Here is a 20,110-nt window from a genome sequence, read left to right as displayed (position 1 = left end):
CCCGGCGCCTGCCTAGCGTAGCAGCATGAGCGAGACACCGATCTTCGACGAGATGTGGGGCCGGGACGCAGATCTGCGCGCCCCTTACCGGCGCTTTCAGAACTGGTTCGAGGGCGAGGACATAGCCCGCCTGCGCGCCAAGCAGCGCGAGGCCGAGGAGGTGTTCCGGCTGACCGGCATCACCTTCAACGTCTATGGCCGGGCCGAGGCCGAGGAACGGCTGATCCCCTTCGACATCATCCCGCGCATCATCTCGGGTCGCGAATGGCAGCGTCTGAGCCGCGGCATCGAACAGCGGGTGCGCGCGATCAACGCCTTCCTCTACGATATCTATCACCGCCAGGAAATCGTGAAGGCGGGCCGCATCCCCGAACAGGCGATCTCGCGCAACGATGCCTTCCTGCCGCAGATGATCGGGGTGGAACCGCCGGGCGGCATCTATACCCATATCGTCGGCATCGACCTGGTGCGCACCGGCGACGACCAGTTCTATGTGCTCGAGGACAATGCCCGCACGCCCAGCGGCGTCAGCTACATGCTGGAAAACCGCGAGACGATGTTGCAGATGTTCCCCGAGCTGTTTTCCCAGAACCGGGTTCAGCCGGTGCAATCCTACCCCGCGGATCTGCGCCGCTCGCTGGCCTCCTGCGCGCCCAATGGCTCGGACAGCCCCACCGTCGCGGTGCTGACGCCGGGGATCTACAACTCGGCCTATTTCGAACATGCCTTCCTCGCCGACCAGATGGGCGTCGAACTGGTCGAGGGGAACGACCTGCGCGTGGTCGATGGCAAGGTGGCGATGCGCACGACGCAAGGCTATCAGCCGATCGACGTGCTCTATCGCCGGGTGGACGACGATTTCCTCGATCCGCTGAACTTCAACCCGGACTCGGCGCTGGGGATCCCCGGCATCATGGATGTCTACCGCGCGGGCCGGATCACCATCGCCAACGCGCCCGGCACCGGCATCGCCGATGACAAGGCGATCTACAGCTACATGCCCGAGATCGTGGAGTTCTACACGGGCGAAAAGGCGCTGCTGGAAAACGTGCCGACCTGGCGCTGTTCGGAACCGGACGCGCTGGCCTATGTGCTGGACCACCTGTCCGAACTGGTGGTCAAGGAGGTGCATGGCTCGGGCGGCTACGGCATGCTGATCGGGCCTGCGGCCACGCGCAAGGATCTGGCCGAGTTCCGCAAGAAGCTGATGGCGCGGCCGGGCAATTACATCGCCCAGCCCACGCTCTCGCTGTCGACCGTGCCGATCTTCACCCGCAACGGTCTCGCGCCGCGCCATGTCGACCTGCGGCCCTTTGTGCTGGTGGGTCCGAACGGCATCAACATCACGCCCGGCGGGCTGACGCGGGTGGCGCTGAAGAAGGGATCGCTCGTGGTGAATTCCTCGCAAGGGGGCGGCACCAAGGATACCTGGGTGCTGGAGGACTGAGCCGCATGCTGGGCAAGACCGCAAATGGCCTGTTCTGGATGTATCGTTCTCTCGAACGGGCCGAGAACATCTCGCGCCTGGTCGAGACCGGCCAGCGCATCGCGCTGACCCGGCTGGAAAGCTCGGATGGCGAATGGCTGTCGATCATGCAGACCGCGGGCGTGGCCGATGGCTATCTGTCCCGCCATGACGAGGTCACCAAGGAAGCCGCGATCGACTGGATGCTGCGCTCCAGGGACAACCCGTCCTCGGTGCTCTCGGCGATCTCGGCGGCGCGGCAGAACGCGCGGCTGGTGCGCACCGCGCTGACCCATGACGTCTGGGAGGCGATGAACCGCTGCTACATGCAGGTGCGCGAGCGACTGGCCCGCAAGGTCAACGAACGCGACCTGCCCGCCGCGATCGACATGATCAAGCAGCACACCGCCCTCGTGCGTGGCACGACCCAGGGCACGATGCTGCGCAACGACATCTTCAACTTCGCCCGCATCGGCACCTATCTGGAACGCGCCGACAACATCGCGCGCATCCTGGACGTGAAATACTATGTGCTGCTGCCCTCGGTGAACTCGGTGGGCAGTTCGATCGACAATGTCCAGTGGGAGACGATCCTGCGCTCGGTCTCGGCCCGCGGGGGCTATCGCATGGTCCATGGCAACCAGGCCTGTTCCGTGGATATCGCGCGCTTCCTGATTCTCGACCGGCGGATGCCGCGCAGCCTGAAATTCTCGATCTCCAAGATCCGCGACAACCTGGACTATCTCGCCTCCGATTACGGGCTGCGTCATCCCTGTCACGCGCAGGTGGATACGCTGGTGCGCCGTTTCATGTCCCATGACATCGACTCGATCTTCGAATACGGCCTGCACGAATACCTGCAGGACATCCTCGCCGCGCTCGCCGCGCTGGGCCACCAGATCGAGATCGACTACAGGTTCTACGAGTGAGCCCATGCGCCTGAGGATCCGCCACACCACCCGTTATCGCTTCGAGAACCCGGTGACCTACGGGTTGCAGCAATTGCGCAAGACGCCGAAATCCAGCCACCAGCAGACCGTGATCGCCTGGACCACCACGGTCGAGGGCGGCCGCAAGGAACTCTCCTTCGAGGATCACAACCACAATACCGTGGAACTGCTCAGCTTCGAGCGGGACGCCACGGAACTGGTCGTGCGCTCGGAGGGCGAGGTCGATCTGGTCGAGACCCACGGCATCGTGGGCGCGCATCGCGGCCCCGCGCCGCTCTGGCTGTTCCGCCGTGCGACCCCGCGCACCCGGGCGGGCCAGGGCTGCCGGGCGCTGATCCGCGAGGTCACGGGCGAGACCGATCTCGCACGCCTGCACGAACTGTCGCGGATCATCCTCGGCGCCGTGTCCTACGAACCGGGCGCCACCGATGCAGGCACCACCGCCGAGGACGCCCTGGCCGAGGGGCGCGGCGTCTGCCAGGACCACGCCCATGTCTTCACCGCCTGCGCGCGCGAAATGGGCTTTCCGGCGCGCTATGTCTCGGGCTATCTGCGGATGGACGACCGTGTCGAACAGAACGCGATGCACGCCTGGGCCGAGGCGCATGTCGAGGGGCTGGGCTGGGTCGGTTTCGACGTCTCGAACGGCATCTCGCCCGACATCCGCTATGTCCGGGTCGCCACGGGGCTGGACTATGACGAGGCGGCCCCGGTCCGGGGCACGCGGATCGGCGGCGCGGGCGAGGCCCTGTCGGTCGAGATCGAGGTGGCGCAGCAATAGCCGCGCGGGAAACGGGACGGGCAATGACCTATTGCGTCGGGCTGATGCTGGACCAGGGGCTGGTGATGATGGCCGACACCCGCACCAATGCGGGGGTGGACAACATCTCGACCTTCCGCAAGCTCTTTACCTGGCAGGTGCCGGGCGAACGGGTGCTGATGCTGATGACGGCGGGCAACCTGGCCACCACCCAGGCCGTGGTCAGCCTGCTGGATGAACGCACCAAGGCCCATGGCGAACGCGATCCCTCGATCAACGAGGTGCCCTCGATGTTCCAGGCCGCCCGCCTCGTGGCGGACACGCTGCGCAGCGTGATCTCTCAGCCCGGCACCCAGGGCCAGCGCGCCGAAGGCACCTTCAACGCCACGCTGATCCTGGGCGGGCAGATCAAGGGCGGGCCGGTGCGGCTGTTCCTGATCTATCCCGAGGGCAATTTCATCGAGGCCGGGACCGACACGCCGTTCTTCCAGATCGGCGAGACGAAATATGGCCGCCCGATCCTGGTGCGGGCCTATGACCGGACGATGGGGTTCGAACAGGCGATCAAGCTGTTGCTGGTCAGCTTCGACAGCACGGTCAAGGCGAACCTCTCGGTCGGCCCGCCCTTCGACCTGCAACTCTACCGCGCGGGCAGCCTGACGCTGGAGCCGCAGCTTCGGATCGCGGCGGATGATCCCTATTACCACGCGATCTCGGCAGGCTGGGGCGAGGCGCTGAAGACCGCGCTGGACAGCCTGCCCGATTTCGAGCTGGACGCCGGGGGCTGACGCGGCGCCAAAGCGCCCCTGCGGGCTCAGCGGCGGCGCAGCACCGCCGAGATCGGCGCCAGCGTGACCGCCTCGGCCTCGGCCTCCAGCGCCCAGGAATAAAGCGCGGTCACCGTGTCCGAATAGCTGTGCCCGACCATCACCACATGGCCGTCCTGGCGGGCCTTGAACACCGCCCGGTCGAGAATGCGCCGGATCGTCGGGGCGTTGGGCCGATTCTCGTCAAGCATGCGGAACACCGTGGCCTGCGGCACGCCAGCCTGTCCCGCCAGCCGCGCCGCGCTGTTCAACCCGCGGTCATAGGTCACCAGCCCATGCCCGGTCTCTCCGGCAAAGGCCACCATCTGCGCGGTCAGCGCGCGGTCGTCCTGGAACCCCGCCCCGGCCACGTCCATCACCGCCACCGCCCGGTCGAGCAGCCCGTGCTGCGCGGCCAGCGCGACCTCCAGATCGCCGGGCGTCGCGCCGGGGGGCAGCCCCGTGGCCAGCGCGACCACCTCGTAGCCCGCCGCGCGATATGCGGCCATCGCCTCATCCGCGTCCGGGCGGCTCGGATCGACCGCGAAGGTCACCGGGAAGGAAAAGGTCATCAGCGCCGCCCGGTCGAGCCCTTCTTCGCCCGCGTCGATCAGGATCACCGAGAAAAGCGGGCGGTCCGCGGCGGGCTGGAACGGCACCGCGTTGCGGGCCAGCGCCCCCAGCCCCTCGCGCGGCGTGGCCCCGGGGCTGGCCTCCGCGGCCTCGGCACTCTCCTCTGCCGGTTCCTGCGCCGCTTCCGGCGGCTGGGCGGCATCGGCTGCGGTCTCGGGCGGCACGGTGCCGACCATCGGCAACCGGCCGGTGCGGATATCGGGGGCCTCGATCCCGCCGCTGGGGGCCGGGACGCGCAGCGCGCCGCCCGGCGGGCTGTCCGGGGGGGGCTCGGCCTGCATGCCGGTCCTCCCGGCTTCGCCGCGCTGCGCCGTTTCGGGCAGCACGGGCAGCGGGCGGACGCGCGGCTGCGCAGGGTCGACGGGGTCGCGCATGCCCCCCGCGGCATCCGCAGCGGCCTGCGCGTCGCCATCGCCGGGCGCCGGGACGGCGTCCGGGGCGGTCACGGCCATGTCGTCGCGCTCCGGCGCCGCGGGCAACGGCACGGCCAGCGGGGCGGTCGCGCCGGGGGCTGTCTGCACGGGCTCGTCCGCGGCGAAATCGGGCGGCGCTTCGGCCGAGAGCGGCGGCGCCAGCCCGTCGGGACCAGAGGTCACCGGCGCGGGCGCCGCCCCGGGCGCGGTGTCAAGCCGGGGCGCCTCGATCACAGCCCCCTCCGCATCCGGTCCGCGCACGGGCGGCGCGCCGCGGCGGCCTTCATCGGCCCTGGGCAGGCTGGCCTCGCGGTCGGGCGGCCTGCGGTTGAACTCCGACCCGGGCGGAAGCTCTATATCGGTGGCGGGCGCGCGGGCGGGCTCGGGGCGCGCAAGGGCGCCGGGACGCTCCGCAGCGACGGGCGGCGCGGTTTCCGGTGCGGCCTCGGGCGGTCGGGTCTGCGACGGCGGCGCCTCGGGGCGACCGGCAAGCGGCGGCACCGGGGCCTCGCCCGGCCGGGTCGGCGGCGGGCCGACCAGCGCCAGCACGACCAGCACCAAGCCACTCAGGACGATGCCCCAGACAATCCCGCCGAACAGTCCCCTGCCCATGCCGTGCTCCTTCAGGGTTTTGGCCTTGCGCCTCTTGCCTTCTGCCTCGCGCGGGGATTTGCCCGCACTGCCGCCCCTTGACCGGGGCGCACCGCTCTGAGCATGTATAGCCCGACCCGCCCCCGGGTTCACCCTCTTTCGCTTCTGGCGCGACCATGCTGCTACTGATCGACAATTACGACAGCTTCACCTGGAATCTCGTCCATTACCTGGGCGAGCTGGGCGCCGAGACGCGCGTCGTGCGCAACGATGCGATGGACGTGCAGCAGGCGATGGCCCTGAACCCGTCCGCGATCATCCTGTCGCCCGGCCCCTGCGATCCGGCGCAGGCGGGGATCTGCCTCGCGCTGACCCGCGCCGCGGCCGAGACCGCAACGCCGCTGCTGGGCGTCTGCCTCGGCCACCAGACCATCGGCGAGGCATTCGGCGGCCGCGTCGTGCGCGCGGGCGAGATCGTGCATGGCAAGATGGGCCGGATCGAGCACGACGCCACCGGCGTTTTCGCGGGCCTGCCCTCGCCCTTCAACGCGACGCGCTACCATTCCCTGATCGTCGAGCGCGAAACCCTGCCCGATTGCCTCGTGGCCAATGCCTGGCTGGCCGATGGCACGATCATGGGCCTGCGCCACCGCACGCTGCCGGTCCATGGCGTGCAGTTCCATCCCGAAAGCATCGCGTCCGAACATGGTCACGCGCTGCTGGGCAACTTCCTGCAATCCGTGAAGGAACCGGCATGAGCGATGCGCTGAAGCCGCTGATCGGCATCGCCGCCGACCGCCCGTTGACAAGGGACGAGGCGCGCGTCGCGTTCGAGGCGCTGTTCCAGGGCGAAGCCACGCCCAGCCAGATCGGCGGCCTGCTGATGGCGCTGCGCACGCGCGGCGAGACGGTGGACGAATTTGCCGCCGCCGCCGCCGTGATGCGGTCGAAATGCCGCAAGGTCACCGCCCCCGCGGGCGCGATGGACATCGTGGGCACCGGCGGCGACGGCAAGGGCACGCTGAACATCTCGACTGCGGCGGCCTTTGTCGTGGCGGGCGCGGGCGTGCCGGTGGCCAAGCATGGCAACCGCAACCTCAGCTCGAAATCGGGCGCGGCGGATGCCCTGTCGCAGATGGGCATCAACGTGATGGTCGGCCCGGAAATTGTTGAAAAGGCACTGAAAGAGGTCGGCATCGGATTCATGATGGCGCCGATGCACCACCCCGCGATGGCCCATGTCGGCCCCACCCGCGCGGAACTCGGCACGCGAACGATCTTCAACATCCTCGGGCCGCTCACCAACCCCGCGGGCGTCAGGCGGCAGTTGACCGGGGCGTTCTCCCGCACGCTGATCCGCCCGATGGCCGAAACGCTCGCGGCCCTGGGCTCCGAAGCGGCCTGGCTGGTCCATGGCAGCGACGGCACCGACGAGCTTGCGATTTCAGGCATTTCCCATGTCGCGATGCTTGAGGACGGCGAAGTGACCGAGCGCGAGTTGCACCCCGAAGAGGCCGGCCTGCCCGAACACCCGTTCGAGGCGATCCTCGGCGGCACGCCCGAACACAACGCCCGTGCCTTCGGCGCACTGCTCGATGGCGAACCGTCCGCCTATCGCGACGCGGTCCTGCTGAACGCCGCCGCTGCGCTGGTCGTCGCAAGCCACGCAAAGAACCTGCGCGAAGGTGTTGAAATGGCGTCCGAAAGCATCGACAGCGGCCAGGCCAGGGCCAAGGTGCAGGCGCTTGCCCAGATCACCTCGGAGCCCACATGAGCCAGGCCGCGTTCAAGGAGACCTGTTACGTTTGTGGACGCGAGTTCCAGTATGGCAACCACGTATACAACGGAAGAAAAGCCACGCGTTACGGCGTCATGTTGTGCAAAGCATGTTGGGAAAGTAACCACGATGGTTTCAACTCGCTTCTGGAGCCGAAGATGATCGCCGCCTGCAAAATCAATAGGCTTGATCTGCCAAATCGCCTTCCGAATGGCCTACTTCCGAGGGAATAAATGACAATCCTCGACCGCATCAAGGCCTACAAGCTGGACGAGATCGCCGCCGACAAGGCCGCCCGCCCATTGTCCGACATCGAGGCCGACGCGCGGGCCGCGCCGCCCGTCCGCCCCTTCGCCGCCGCGCTGCACAAGGCCGTCCAGAAGGGCTATGGCCTGATCGCCGAGATCAAGAAGGCCAGCCCCTCCAAGGGCCTGATCCGCGAGGATTTCGACGTGCCGGCACTGGCCCGGGCCTATGAGGCGGGCGGGGCGACCTGCCTGTCGGTCCTGACCGACACGCCGTCCTTCCAGGGCGCAAAGGACTACCTGACCCAGGCGCATCGCGCGGTCAAGCTGCCCTGCCTGCGCAAGGATTTCATGTATGACCCCTACCAGGTCGCCGAGGCGCGCGCGCTGGGGGCGGATTGCATCCTGGTCATCATGGCCAGTGTCTCGGACGCGCAGGCCGCCGAGCTGGAAGCCGCCGCGACCGAGTGGGGAATGGATGCGCTGATCGAGGTGCACGACGCCGCAGAGCTAGAGCGGGCCTGCGCGCTGAAATCCGGCCTTATCGGGATAAACAATCGTAACCTCAATACGTTCATCACCGATCTTGAGACAACGCGCCAGCTTGTGCGCCATGTCCCCGAAGGCCGCCACATCGTCAGCGAATCCGGGCTGAACACCCCCGCCGATCTGGCCGAGATGGCCCGCTATGGCGTGCGCAGCTTCCTGATCGGCGAAAGCCTGATGCGCCAGCCCGATGTCACCGCCGCCACGCGGGCGCTCTTGGCCAATCCGGCAATGGGCCTCCAGTGATGGCAGGCCTCACCCATTTCGACGCCCAGGGCCATGCCCATATGGTGGATGTGTCCGACAAACCCGTGACCGCCCGGCTTGCGGTGGCCGAAGGTTGGGTGAGGATGAACCCGGAAACCCTTGATATCGCTCTGCAAGGCCGGGCGGACAAGGGCGATGTCCTGGGCGTTGCCCGGCTGGCGGGCATCATGGGGGCCAAGCAGACCGCCGCGCTGATCCCGCTCTGCCATCCGCTGCCGGTGACCAAGGTCGCGCTGGACCTGACCCCGGATCCCACGCTGCCCGGCATCCGCATCGCCGCAACCGTGCGGACCACCGGCCAGACCGGCGTCGAGATGGAGGCGCTGACCGCCGTCTCGGTCGCGGCGCTCACGGTCTACGACATGCTCAAGGCCGCCGAAAAGGGCATGGAGATCGGCGGCATCCGCCTGACCCTCAAGGAGGGCGGCAAATCCGGCCGCTACGAGGCGCAGGAATGATTTCGGTCGAGGCGGCGCTTGCCCGGGTCTGCGCCCTGGTCGCGCCCCTGCCGGTCGAGGAGGTTCCGCTGGCCCAGGCCGCGGGCCGCGTGCTGGCCCGCCCGGTCGCCGCCCGCCTGACCCAGCCGCCCTTCGACACCTCGGCGATGGACGGCTATGCCATCGCCGAGCCCGATGCCCGGCCCGGCGCCACGCTGGACGTGATCGGCACCTCTCGCGCGGGCGAAGGGTTCGTCGGCGCGCTGGCCCCCGGGCAGGCGGTGCGCATCTTCACCGGCGCCCCGGTCCCGCAAGGCGCCGCGCGCGTCGTGATCCAGGAGGACGTGACCCGCACAGGCGACCGGATCACGCTGGGCGACCGGCTGGACCGCGGCACCAATATCCGCCCCGCGGGCGCCGATTTCGCCGCAGGTGACGCCCTGAGCGCCCCGCGCCGCTTGCGGCCTGCCGATCTGGCGCTGGCCGCCGCGATGAACCTGCCCGCCCTGCCCGTCCACCGCCGCCCCGATGTCGCGATCATCGCCACCGGCGACGAACTGGTGATGCCGGGCGAGGTGCCGGGTCCCGATCAGATCGTCGCATCCAACGGCTTCGGGCTCAAGGCCATGGTCGAGGCCGAGGGCGGCATCGGGCGGCTTCTGCCCATCGCGCGGGATACCGAGGCCTCGCTGAAAACCGTCTTCGGGCTGGCCGAGGGGGCCGACCTGATCGTGACCATCGGCGGCGCGTCGGTGGGCGATCATGACCTTGTCGGCAAGGTGGCCGCCGATCTGGGCATGGAACAGGCGTTCTACAAGGTCGCGATGCGGCCGGGCAAGCCGCTGATGGCGGGACGGATGGGCAAGGCGGCGATGATCGGGCTGCCCGGCAACCCGGTCTCGGCGCTGGTCTGCGCGACGCTGTTCCTGCTGCCGGTGCTGCGCGTGATGCAGGGCCTGCCCACAGCCCCCGCCCCGCGCCGGACCGCCCGGCTGGCCTGCGATCTGGACGCCAACGGCCCGCGCGAACATTACATGCGCGCCCGGATCACCGCGGACGGCATCGCGCCCTTCGACCGCCAGGACAGCGCGCTTCTGACCATCCTCTCCGAGGCCGACGCGCTGATCGTGCGCCCCCCCGGCGACGGGCCGCGCCGCGCGGGCGAGGCGGTGGAATACCTGCCGCTCTGACCGGGCCGGTTTGCGCCGGGACAACTTGACACAAAACGTGAACATGCCTAGAACACGAGGGAACGATCCCCATGGCGAGGATGTCCCATGCTTACCCGCAAGCAACTCGACCTCCTGGAATTCATCCACAAGCGGATGCAGCGCGACGGCGTGCCCCCCTCTTTCGACGAGATGAAGGAGGCGCTGGATTTGCGCTCGAAATCCGGCATCCACCGTCTCATCACGGCGCTTGAGGAACGCGGCTTCATCCGCCGCCTGGCCCATCGCGCCCGCGCCATCGAGATTGTCCGGCTGCCCGAGGCGCTTGAGACAAAGGGATTCCGCCCCATGGTGATCGCGGGCGACGCCCCGCCGCCCGGCCCGCCCCGCGGGGCGATGGATGTGGAAGCCGCGGGCGCGCTCGAGGTGCCGCTGATGGGGCGGATCGCGGCGGGCACGCCGATCGAGGCGATTTCCCATGTCTCGCACCATGTCGCCGTGCCGGGCAGCATGCTCTCGGGGCGCGGGCGCCACTACGCGCTTGAGGTCAAGGGCGATTCGATGATCGAGGCGGGCATCAACGATGGCGACGTGGTGGTGATCCGCGAACAGGACAACGCCGAGAATGGCGAGATCGTGGTGGCGCTGGTCGATGACCAGGAGGCGACGCTGAAACGCTTCCGCCGCAAGGGCGACATGATCGCGCTCGAGGCCGCGAACCCGGCCCATGAAACGCGCATCCTGCCCTCCGACCGGGTCAGGGTGCAGGGCCGCCTTGTCGGGCTGATCCGCAGCTATTGACGCAGCGGCGGCCCGCGCCGCGCCGTCCACACCCGTTCGGCCCTGTTCGCCGCGACCAGCTGCGGGCCGTCGCTTCCGGGATAGACAGCCAGCGTGCCGCTGCGCGCCAGCGCCCGCCGGTCGAGCAGGCGGCAGCCTTCGGGTGCATCGGCAACGATCTGCGGCACGATCACCCAGCCTTCGGCACAGGCGGGCGCGATCCGCTCGGCCCAGCCGCGCCCGGTGACCAGGATGAACCGGTCGCCCGAAACCTCGGCCACCTGCAGCCCGCGCGCACCGTCCAGCCCCGGCCGCTCGAACGCCATGCCCTGCGTGACCCGGTCGCCATCGTTTTCAAGCCATGATCCCGCGACGAACCCCTCGCCGGACGGTTTCGACAAGGCCCGCCCCTCCGGCCCCAGCGCGCCCACCAGCCCGCCGCTTTCGGCGATCAGCAGCGCGGGCCGGTCCGTCTGCGCCCACAGCGCCAGCGCCAGCAGCATCGGCACCAGCCCCGCCAGCCGGGCCCTGCCCGACCACAGGATCACCCACAGCGCGCCCAGCGAGATCATCGGCAGCACCGCGGGCCCCGGGCTCACCACCGGCCAGACCGCGCCATCCAGCCCCGCGACCCACTCCGCCACGCCCAGGATCCAGGCGATGCCCCAGCGCATCGGCTCAAGCCCCAGCCCCGCAAGCCCGAAAGGCGCAAGGCAGGCGGCCACGACCGCCGCGGGAATGACCAGAAGCCCCATCAACGGCACGGAAATCACATTCGCAAGCAGCCCGTATTGCGACATCTGGTTGAAATGCGCCGCCCCGAACGGCGCCGTGGCCGCCCCCGCCACCGCCGAGGATATCACCACCCCCAGCACGGCGTTCAGCCAGCGCGGCGGGCGCCAGCGCCCGTCCGGCATCTCGCGCAGCGCCCCGAAGACGGCGATCAGGGCCGTGGTCGCGGCAAAGGACATCTGGAACCCGGCCTGGGTCAGGCTTTCCGGCGCCATCGCCAGGATGATCAGCGCCGCCATCGCCACCGCCCGCAGCGTCAGCGCGCGGCGGTTGGCCAGGACCGCAACCAGCACCACCGCGACCATGACATAGGCGCGTTCCGTCGCGACATTGCCGCCCGACAGCGCCAGATAGACCGCCCCCGCCGCCAGCGCACCGATTGCCGCCAGTTTCTTGGTCGGCAGGCGCAGGGCCAGCGGCGGGATCAGCGCAAGGCCAAAGCGCAGCGCCGCAAAGACAACCCCGGTCAACAGCCCCATATGCAGCCCGGAAATCGCCAGAAGATGCGCCAGGTTCGAATCCCGCAGCGCCTGCAACGCATCGCGCGAGATCGCCGAGCGGTCGCCGGTCAGGATCGCGGCGGCGAACGCCCCCTGATCGCCCGGGATACGCGCGCGCAGCGCCCCCGACAGCGCCATCCGCGCCCGCTGCACCAGCAGGGTCAGCCCCCCCTCGGGCGGATCCAGCGCCACCGCCGGGCTGCGCGCATAGCCCACCGCGCCCAGCCGGTCGAACCAGGCATGGCGGCGAAAGTCGAAGCCGCCGGGCTCCGCCGGGGCCGAGGGCGGCGACAGATGCGCCATCATCGCGATCCGCGTGCCCGGTGCGGGATCGGTCAGGCCCGCCGCGCCATGCAGCGACACGCGCACCCGTTCGGGAATGCGATGGGCGGGCACCCGCTCCAGCCAGACCCGATCCAGCGTGATCCGCGGCGCGTCCGACATCGAGCGGTCAAGCGCCACCACCCGCCCCTCGACCACGCCGTAATAGCGGTAATCGAGCTTGGGCGCGGCGACCATATGCGCCCGCGCACCTGCCAGCACGACGCCAAAGGCCACCAGCGCCAGCGCGACCAGCACCGGCCCCCGGCGTTCCGGCCCCTTCCACGCGGCCAGCAGCAGGACCAGCCCGCAACAGGCAAACCCCGCCAGCCCCCAGACGGGCGGCTCCACTGGCAGCGCGAAATAGGCCCCGATGCCGAGCGCCAGCAGGACCGGCACCCAGGGGAACAAATGGCCCCTGCGGGCCTCGAGCGCGCCGAGCACCCCCACCGCTTGTCCTCTCCCGGACGATCTCCTAGACAGGCGGCAACGCTATCTCCATCATGATGAACAAAAGGTTAAGGCGCATGTCCGAGACGCAGGTCGTCACCCGTTTCGCCCCGTCGCCCACGGGCTTCCTGCATATCGGCGGGGCGCGCACGGCGCTGTTCAACTGGCTTTACGCGCGCGGCCGCGGCGGGCGCTTCCTGCTCAGGATCGAGGATACCGACCGCGCCCGCTCGACCCCCGAGGCGACGGCGGCGATCCTGACCGGGCTGCGCTGGCTCGGGCTCGACTGGGATGGCGACCCGGTCAGCCAGTTCGAGCGCGCCCCCCGCCATGCCGAGGTGGCGCAGCAGATGCTGGCCTCGGGCCATGCCTATAAATGCTTCGCCACCCAGGACGAGATCGAGACCTTCCGCGAGGCCGCCCGGGCCGAGAACCGCTCGACCCTGTTCCAGAGCCCCTGGCGCGACGCCGACCCCGCCAGTCACCCGGATGCGCCCTTCGTGATCCGGCTCAAGGCCCCGCGCGAAGGCGTGACCGTGATCGAGGACGCGGTGCAGGGCCGCGTGACCATCGGCAATGACCAGCTCGACGACATGGTGATGCTGCGCTCGGACGGCACGCCGACCTACATGCTGGCGGTGGTGGTGGACGATCACGACATGGGCGTGACCCATGTGATCCGGGGCGACGACCACCTGAACAACGCCGCCCGCCAGATGCAGATCTATCACGCGATGGGCTGGCCGGTGCCGGTCTGGGCGCATATCCCGCTGATCCACGGACCCGACGGCAAGAAACTGTCCAAGCGCCACGGCGCGCTGGGGGTCGAGGAATACTGCGCGATGGGCTACCCGGCGGCGGCGATGCGCAACTACCTCGCCCGGCTCGGCTGGAGCCATGGCGATGACGAGTTCTTCACCGACGCCCAGGCGCAGGCCTGGTTCGGACTGGAAGGAATCGGCCGCTCTCCCGCGCGCTTCGACTTCAAGAAGCTGGAGAACCTGTCGGGCCAGCATCTTGCCGCGATGGAGGATGCTGCGCTGCTGCGCGAATTGAAGGCATTTCTGGCTGCCACCGGCCAGCCCGCCCTGTCGGCGCGGCAGGAGGCGGGCCTTTCCGCCGCCCTTCCGCTGCTGAAAGGTGGCTTCAAGACATTCCCCCAACTTCTTGAAAAGGCGCATTTCGTCCTTGCCGAACGCCCCATCGCCCCGGACGAAAAGGCGGCGCAGGCGCTGGATGATGTATCCCGTGGTATACTGGCCGAATTGACGCCGCACTTGCAAAATGCTAGCTGGGAACGCGACGCTCTTGAGGCGGCGGTCAAGCAACTGGCCGAGGGCCACGGAACCACCCTCGGAAAGCTTGCCGCGCCGTTGCGCGCCGCGCTGGCCGGGCGGACGGTCTCGCCCAGCGTGTTCGACATGATGCTGGTCATCGGCCGCGACGAAACGCTCGCCCGGCTGGCTGACACCCGGGGCTGAGGCCGAAACGGCCCGATGCCCGCGCACGCCACCGACCGTGCCGCAGGGAACGCGGCCCGGTCTCTCGATGAAAATGAGGGACATCCATGGCCGAGAGCACCAGAACCGCGACGCTGACCCTGGGGGACAAGTCGATAGATCTGCCGGTCCTGCACCCGACGGCAGGCCCCGACGTTGTCGATATCGGCAAGCTTTACGGAAAGATGGGGGTGTTCACCCACGACCCCAGCTTTACCTCGACCTCGTCCTGCGAAAGCTCGATCACCTTCATCGACGGCGATCTGGGCGAGTTGCTGCACCGGGGCTATCCGATCGACCAGTTGGCCGAGAAATCGCATTATCTCGAAGTCTGCTACCTGCTGCTTTACGGCGAGTTGCCGACCGCCGCCCAGCTTGAGGATTTCGAAAGCCGGGTGACGCGGCATACGATGGTGCATGAACAGATGCACCGCTTCTTCACCGGCTTCCGGCGCGACGCGCACCCGATGGCGGTCATGGTGGGCGTGGTGGGCGCGATGTCGGCCTTCTACCACGACTCGACCGATGTGAACGATCCCTGGCAGCGCGAGGTCGCCTCGATCCGGCTGATCGCCAAGGTTCCGACCATCGCGGCGATGGCCTACAAGTATTCGGTGGGCCAGCCCTTCGTCTATCCGCGCAACGATCTGGACTATGCCTCGAACTTCCTGCGCATGTGCTTTGCCGTGCCCTGCGAGGAATACGAGGTCGACCCGATCCTGACCCGCGCCATGGACCGCATCCTGACGCTGCATGCCGATCACGAGCAGAACGCCTCCACCTCGACGGTGCGTCTGGCGTCTTCCTCGGGCGCGAACCCGTTTGCCTGCATCGCCGCCGGCATCGCCTGTCTGTGGGGTCCGGCCCATGGCGGCGCGAACCAGGCCTGTCTGGAAATGCTGCGCGAGATCGGCACGGTCGAGCGCATCCCCGAATACATCAAGCGCGCCAAGGACAAGGACGATCCGTTCCGGCTGATGGGCTTCGGCCACCGGGTCTACAAGAATTTCGACCCGCGCGCCAAGGTGATGAAGCAATCCGCCGACGAGGTGCTGGACCTTCTGGGCATCGAGAACAACGAGACGCTCAAGGTCGCCAAGGAACTGGAAAAGATCGCGCTGGAAGACGAATATTTCGTCTCGAAGAAGCTCTATCCGAATGTCGATTTCTACTCCGGCATCATCCTCGACGCGATGGGCTTCCCGACCTCGATGTTCACCCCGATCTTCGCGGTCAGCCGCACGGTGGGCTGGATCTCGCAGTGGAAGGAGATGATCGCCGATCCCAACATGCGGATCGGCCGTCCCCGCCAGCTTTATACCGGCCCGACCCGGCGCGATTACGTCGACGTCGAGGACCGCTGAACCGGCCACAGGCTCCGGGCGCGTCGCGGCAGAGGGTTTCGGCAACCCGGCCCGCGCGCCCGCGCTTCGTGCAAGCGCCACGGTGCCCCCCCGACGACGCATGGACCGGAATTTGGCCGGGAATCCCGGGATCGGGGGCGCGCGCGTGATGTCCCGGGCAAGGGGGGCGAGCACCCGGCCCTGCCGGGGCGGCCCTGTCCCGGCTGCAGATGCCTCAGAACCCCTCGAACCGGGGCGGGCGCTTCTCCAGGAAGGCCAGCACGCCCTCCTTGAAATCCCGCGTCGCCCCGCAAGCGCCCTGAAGCTGCGCCTCCAGCGAAAGCTGCGCCTCCAGGTCGTTGGCATAGGAGGCGCGGATCGCCGCCTTCAGCTTGGCATAGGCCACCGTCGGTCCCCTGGCCAATTGCGCCGCGCGGGTCCGCCAATGGGCCTCGAACCCCGCTTCGGGCACCGCCTCCCAGATCATGCCCCAATCGGCGGCCTGGCGCGCGGGCACGGGCTCGGCGAACAGCGCCGCCCCCATCGCACGCGCGAACCCCACCTGCCGCGGCAACCAGTAGGTGCCGCCCGCATCGGGGATCAGCCCGATCCGGGTGAATGCCTGAAGGAACATCGCCGCCTCCGAGGCGATCACCACATCCGCCGCCAGCGCAAGGTTCGCCCCCGCCCCTGCCGCCGGGCCGTTCACCGCCGCGACGGTCGGGATCGGGCAATCGAAGATCGCCCGCAGCATCGGCTCGTATTCGTCGCGCAGCGTGCGTTCCAGGTCGATATCGGCGACATTGGCCCCGTCGCCCAGATCCTGCCCCGAACAGAAGGCCCGCCCCGCCCCGGTGATGACCAGCACCCGGGCCTCCTCGGGCGCGTGGCGCACGGCATCCAGGATCTCGGCCCGCATCCGCGTGTTCAGCGCGTTCATCACCTCGGGCCGGTTCAGCACCAGCACCCCGATCCCGTCCGCCGCGCGGTAGTCGATCACCTCGTAGACCATGGCCGGTCCTCCCGCTTCGCCCTTCCGCCAGACTAGCGCGGCGGGCGGGGATGGAAAGCGGAACGCAGCGGCGCGCGCGCGCTCACAACCCCGCCGCCTTGCGCAGCATGTTGCCCGCCACCACGATCGCGAAAAGCGCAAAGACCCGGCGCAAGGGCTTGGGGTCCAGCCGATGGGCAAGCCGCACGCCCAGCGGCGTGGTCAGCAGCGTCATCGCCACGATCACCGCAAAGGCGGGCAGGTTCACCGCCCCGATGGTCAGCGGCGGCCGCCCCTCTGGGGCGATATCGACCAGAAGAAAGGCGATCACCGACGGCACCGCGATCAGCAACCCGAACCCCGCCGCCGTCGCCACCGCCCGGTGGATCGCCTGGCCATAGACCGTCATCAGCGGCACCCCGAACAGCCCGCCCCCGATCCCCATCAGCACCGCCAGGAACCCCACGCCCGAGGACAGCGCCGCCCGCAGCGCACCGCCCGGCATGGCCTCGCCCAGCCGCCAGGTCGCGCGGCCAAAGGCCAGATAGCCCCCCGCCAGCACGCCCAGCACCCCGAAGATGCCCTGCAACACCACCGAGCGCAGCCCCGCCGCCACCAGCACGCCCAGCACCGCCCCCAGCATCAGCCCCGGCGCCCAGCCGCGCAGGATCGTCCAGTCCACCGCCCCCTTGGCATGATGCGCCAGCACCGAGCGGACCGAGGTCACGATGATGGTGGACAGCGAGGTGGCAAGGCAGATCTGCATGATCTGCGGGCTGTCATAGCCCAGCGCGGTGAAGGCATAGAAGAAGGCCGGCACCAGGATCAGCCCGCCGCCGACGCCCAGCAAGCCCGCGATCACCCCCGCCACCGCCCCGATCGCCAGCAGCAGCGCCAGCATCGGCAGGATCAGCGAAAGGTCTGGCATGGCAATCTCCGGTCCGGCTCCCCTGCCCTTAGCCCAGCCTCACCCGCCGCGCCAGCGGGATCAGCCCCCGTTCGGCGCCGGTTCAGGCCGCGCGCGGCAGCGCCGCAAGGGCCGCGTCCAGCACGTCGAGCCCCGCACCCGGCTGCACAGCCCCTTCGGACAGGATCCGCCGCCAGGCCCGCGCGCCGGGCTGGCCCGCATAAAGGCCCAGCATGTGCCGGGTGACATTGTGCAGCCGTCCGCCCTCGGCCAGGTGGCGCGCGATATAGGGCCGCATCCCGTCGACAACCTCTTCCCGCGTCTTCCGGCCTTCCTGCCCGAAGATCGCCGCATCCGCACCCAGCAGGATCGCCGCCGGATCGTGATAGGCCGCCCGGCCGATCATCACACCATCGAGACCCGCATCGAGAAATCCCTTCGCCTCGTCCAGCGACTGGATCCCGCCATTGATGCTGATCGCAAGGTCGGGAAAGGCGCGCTTCATGTCCAGAACCAGATCGTAATCCAGCGGCGGGATGTCCCGGTTCTCCCGCGGGCTCAGCCCCTGCAACCAGGCCTTGCGCGCATGGATGACAAAGCGGCTTACCCCCGCCGCGCGCAGGGTTTCCAGGAATTCCGGCAGGATGTCGCGCGGCTCCTGATCGTCGACGCCGATGCGGCATTTCACCGTCACCTCGACGCGCGCCGCCGCCCGCATCGCCGCCACGCACTCGGCCACCAGACCGGGCGACTTCATCAGAACCGCCCCGAAACAGCCCGACTGCACCCGGTCGGAGGGGCAGCCGACATTCAGGTTCACCTCGTCATAGCCCTCGTCACAGGCCATCCGCGTCGCCAGCGCCAGCTCGCCCGGATCCGAGCCGCCAAGCTGCACCGCCACCGGATGCTCGGCCGGGTCAAAGGCCAGCAGATGCCGCGCCTCCCCCCGCACCAGCGCCGCCGAGGTCACCATCTCGGTATAGAGCAGCGCCCGCGCGCTCATCAGCCGGTGGAAATACCGGCAATGGCGGTCGGTCCAGTCCATCATAGGGGCCGTGGATAATCTAGCGTGTTGATTTATTTGCATTTTTTTTGCATCTTCAAACTGTTGGCGGCGACGGCTGCTACGCTGGAATACGCCCCAATATCCCCGAATTTGCCCCTCTACGACGACTCATTGCACACACAGCGCACACGAAAATGGTCTCCATCACCAAGCTCCCCTCCGGTGCCTACCGGGTCCAGATCAGACGAAAGGGCCGCTACGCGAGCGAGACGTTCCTCCGCCGCGACGACGCCCATCGTTGGGCCCGCCAGGCGGAGACCCGGGTCGATCAGGGGCTGGCGCCGAACAAGTCGTCCGTCTTCCGCCTCCAGACCTTTGGCGACCTCATCGACCTTCATATAACCGATATGTGCGAGGTAGGGAAACCGCCGCGTCGCAGCAAGGCCGCCACGCTCACGACGCTCAAGCGCGATCTGGGCAAGGAAAAGATCGGGCACCTCGACCGGCAAAAGCTGATCGACTACGGCAAGATGCGCGCCGAACAAGGCGCGGGACCGGTGACTCTCGGGATCGATATCGGCGTGATCAAGATGATCATCACCCACGCGGCAGCCGTTCACGGCCTCGACATCTCTCCGGAGCCCGTCGATCTGGCGCGCGTCGCGCTCAAGCGTCTCGGCCTGATCGGCAAGGGCACAGAGCGGGATCGTCGCCCCACCACTGACGAGTTGAACCGCCTCTTCCGCTGCTTCGATGACAACGAACGCCTGACGACACCGATGACGCGGATCGTGAAATTCGCGGTGGCCACGGCCATGCGGCTCGACGAGATCTGCCGGGTCGAGTGGAGCGATCTCGATGTCGACCGCCGGATGCTTCTGATCCGCGACCGAAAAGACCCACGCAACAAGACCGGGAACGACCAGCGGATCCCACTCTTCGCCGCCACGGGGTTCGACGCCTGGGCGCTGGTCACCGAACAGGCGAAAGAACTCGGCCATGCAAAGGGCCGGATTTTTCCCTACAACTCCAGATCGGTGGGAACAGCCTTCCGGCGCGCCTGCGTCGAGGTAAGTGTTAAGAACCTCTACTTCCACGATTTGCGCCATGAAGGTACAAGTCGCCTGTTCGAGGCGGGCTTCGCCATCGAACAGGTCTCGCTGGTCACCGGTCACAAGGATTGGAAGATGCTGCGACGCTACACGCATATTCGCCCCGAAGCATTGCATCGGTTGGCCGCCGCGCGCTCGCCCTTCCCGTCCGGGAACGTCGCCGCTGAGTGACGCAATAATCAAAACAACGACCATACGCGGCATTCCATAACTGCCCGGCACGCAAAGCACCCAGCAGCTAAGACTCCTACTTCACTTAGGCTCAGGACTCGTTCTTGATCATAGCCAGAACAAGACGGTTGCGGCGAGCATGATCGCAGAGAAGAACGTTTCCGGGCACCGATCGTATC

Annotated in this window: 18 protein-coding genes; 13 read left to right on the top strand and 5 right to left on the bottom strand. The window is 68.4% G+C overall.

The window, feature by feature from the left end:
* The first annotated feature begins 25 nt into the window (after positions 1–25).
* Genes EV216_RS12420 through EV216_RS12405 form a run of 4 tightly spaced genes read left to right on the top strand, consistent with a single transcriptional unit; the run spans position 26 to position 3,963 of the window.
* The gene (locus tag EV216_RS12420) at positions 26–1,447 is read left to right on the top strand and encodes a circularly permuted type 2 ATP-grasp protein (protein ID WP_132695854.1); all 1,422 of its coding nucleotides are present in this window, start codon (positions 26–28) and stop codon (positions 1,445–1,447) included.
* Positions 1,448–1,452: 5 nt separating this feature from the next.
* Positions 1,453–2,394, top strand: a complete 942-nt coding sequence (locus EV216_RS12415; protein WP_132695853.1) for an alpha-E domain-containing protein — start codon at positions 1,453–1,455, stop codon at positions 2,392–2,394.
* Positions 2,395–2,398: 4 nt separating this feature from the next.
* Positions 2,399–3,196, top strand: a complete 798-nt coding sequence (locus EV216_RS12410; RefSeq protein ID WP_132695852.1) for a transglutaminase family protein — start codon at positions 2,399–2,401, stop codon at positions 3,194–3,196.
* Between the two features lie 23 nt (positions 3,197–3,219).
* Positions 3,220–3,963, top strand: a complete 744-nt coding sequence (locus EV216_RS12405) for a proteasome-type protease (RefSeq protein WP_132695851.1) — start codon at positions 3,220–3,222, stop codon at positions 3,961–3,963.
* 26 nt (positions 3,964–3,989) lie between these two features.
* On the opposite strand, the gene EV216_RS12400 is transcribed toward EV216_RS12405, so the two are convergent.
* Positions 3,990–5,639 carry a divergent polysaccharide deacetylase family protein gene (locus EV216_RS12400; protein WP_132695850.1) on the bottom strand — a complete coding sequence of 550 codons (1,650 nt, stop codon included), beginning with the start codon at positions 5,637–5,639 and terminating at the stop codon, positions 3,990–3,992.
* Positions 5,640–5,794: 155 nt separating this feature from the next.
* Here EV216_RS12400 and EV216_RS12395 point away from each other — a divergent pair, with 155 nt between their 5' ends.
* The 6 genes from EV216_RS12395 (at position 5,795) to lexA (ending at position 10,860) form a co-directional block, all read left to right on the top strand.
* On the top strand, positions 5,795–6,376 hold the full coding sequence (locus EV216_RS12395) for an anthranilate synthase component II (protein ID WP_132695849.1): 582 nt from the start codon (positions 5,795–5,797) through the stop codon (positions 6,374–6,376).
* On the top strand, positions 6,373–7,392 hold the full coding sequence (gene trpD / locus EV216_RS12390) for an anthranilate phosphoribosyltransferase (RefSeq protein WP_132695848.1): 1,020 nt from the start codon (positions 6,373–6,375) through the stop codon (positions 7,390–7,392). The genes EV216_RS12395 and trpD overlap by 4 nt, the downstream gene beginning before the upstream one ends.
* A gap of 236 nt (positions 7,393–7,628) precedes the next feature.
* Positions 7,629–8,432, top strand: coding sequence for an indole-3-glycerol phosphate synthase TrpC (gene trpC / locus EV216_RS12385; RefSeq protein WP_132695847.1), 804 nt, complete (start codon positions 7,629–7,631; stop codon positions 8,430–8,432).
* Complete coding sequence (moaC, locus tag EV216_RS12380) at positions 8,432–8,911, top strand: cyclic pyranopterin monophosphate synthase MoaC (RefSeq protein ID WP_132695846.1); 480 nt, start codon at positions 8,432–8,434, stop codon at positions 8,909–8,911. Before trpC ends, moaC begins: the two co-directional genes overlap by 1 nt.
* Entirely contained in the window at positions 8,908–10,080 is a 1,173-nt protein-coding gene (locus EV216_RS12375) for a molybdopterin molybdotransferase MoeA (protein WP_132695845.1), read from the top strand. The genes moaC and EV216_RS12375 overlap by 4 nt, the downstream gene beginning before the upstream one ends.
* An 87-nt stretch (positions 10,081–10,167) precedes the next feature.
* The gene (gene lexA / locus EV216_RS12370) at positions 10,168–10,860 is read left to right on the top strand and encodes a transcriptional repressor LexA (protein ID WP_132695844.1); all 693 of its coding nucleotides are present in this window, start codon (positions 10,168–10,170) and stop codon (positions 10,858–10,860) included.
* Here lexA and EV216_RS12365 read toward each other — a convergent pair.
* Positions 10,854–12,902 carry a ComEC/Rec2 family competence protein gene (locus EV216_RS12365; RefSeq protein WP_132695843.1) on the bottom strand — a complete coding sequence of 683 codons (2,049 nt, stop codon included), beginning with the start codon at positions 12,900–12,902 and terminating at the stop codon, positions 10,854–10,856. The two genes, lexA and EV216_RS12365, sit on opposite strands and share 7 nt — an antisense overlap.
* A 77-nt stretch (positions 12,903–12,979) precedes the next feature.
* Between EV216_RS12365 and gltX the strand changes: the two genes are divergently transcribed.
* The gene (gene gltX, locus EV216_RS12360) at positions 12,980–14,383 is read left to right on the top strand and encodes a glutamate--tRNA ligase (RefSeq protein WP_132695842.1); all 1,404 of its coding nucleotides are present in this window, start codon (positions 12,980–12,982) and stop codon (positions 14,381–14,383) included.
* 86 nt (positions 14,384–14,469) lie between these two features.
* The gene (gene gltA, locus EV216_RS12355) at positions 14,470–15,765 is read left to right on the top strand and encodes a citrate synthase (RefSeq protein ID WP_132695841.1); all 1,296 of its coding nucleotides are present in this window, start codon (positions 14,470–14,472) and stop codon (positions 15,763–15,765) included.
* 214 nt (positions 15,766–15,979) lie between these two features.
* Here gltA and EV216_RS12350 read toward each other — a convergent pair whose 3' ends face one another.
* The 3 genes from EV216_RS12350 to dusA form a co-directional block, all read right to left on the bottom strand.
* On the bottom strand, positions 15,980–16,756 hold the full coding sequence (locus EV216_RS12350; protein WP_132695840.1) for an enoyl-CoA hydratase-related protein: 777 nt from the start codon (positions 16,754–16,756) through the stop codon (positions 15,980–15,982).
* Positions 16,757–16,838: 82 nt separating this feature from the next.
* Entirely contained in the window at positions 16,839–17,663 is an 825-nt protein-coding gene (locus tag EV216_RS12345) for a sulfite exporter TauE/SafE family protein (protein WP_132695839.1), read from the bottom strand.
* Between the two features lie 82 nt (positions 17,664–17,745).
* Positions 17,746–18,729, bottom strand: coding sequence for a tRNA dihydrouridine(20/20a) synthase DusA (dusA, locus tag EV216_RS12340; RefSeq protein ID WP_132695838.1), 984 nt, complete (start codon positions 18,727–18,729; stop codon positions 17,746–17,748).
* Positions 18,730–18,842: 113 nt separating this feature from the next.
* Between dusA and EV216_RS12335 the strand changes: the two genes are divergently transcribed.
* Complete coding sequence (locus tag EV216_RS12335) at positions 18,843–19,931, top strand: site-specific integrase (RefSeq protein ID WP_132695837.1); 1,089 nt, start codon at positions 18,843–18,845, stop codon at positions 19,929–19,931.
* Positions 19,932–20,110: the final 179 nt, after the last annotated feature.

The organism is Rhodovulum steppense (assembly GCF_004339675.1).
Lineage (GTDB): Bacteria > Pseudomonadota > Alphaproteobacteria > Rhodobacterales > Rhodobacteraceae > Rhodovulum > Rhodovulum steppense.
The sequence above is the reverse complement of the archived record's forward strand: the minus strand, read 5'-3'. Positions and strand labels throughout refer to the sequence as shown.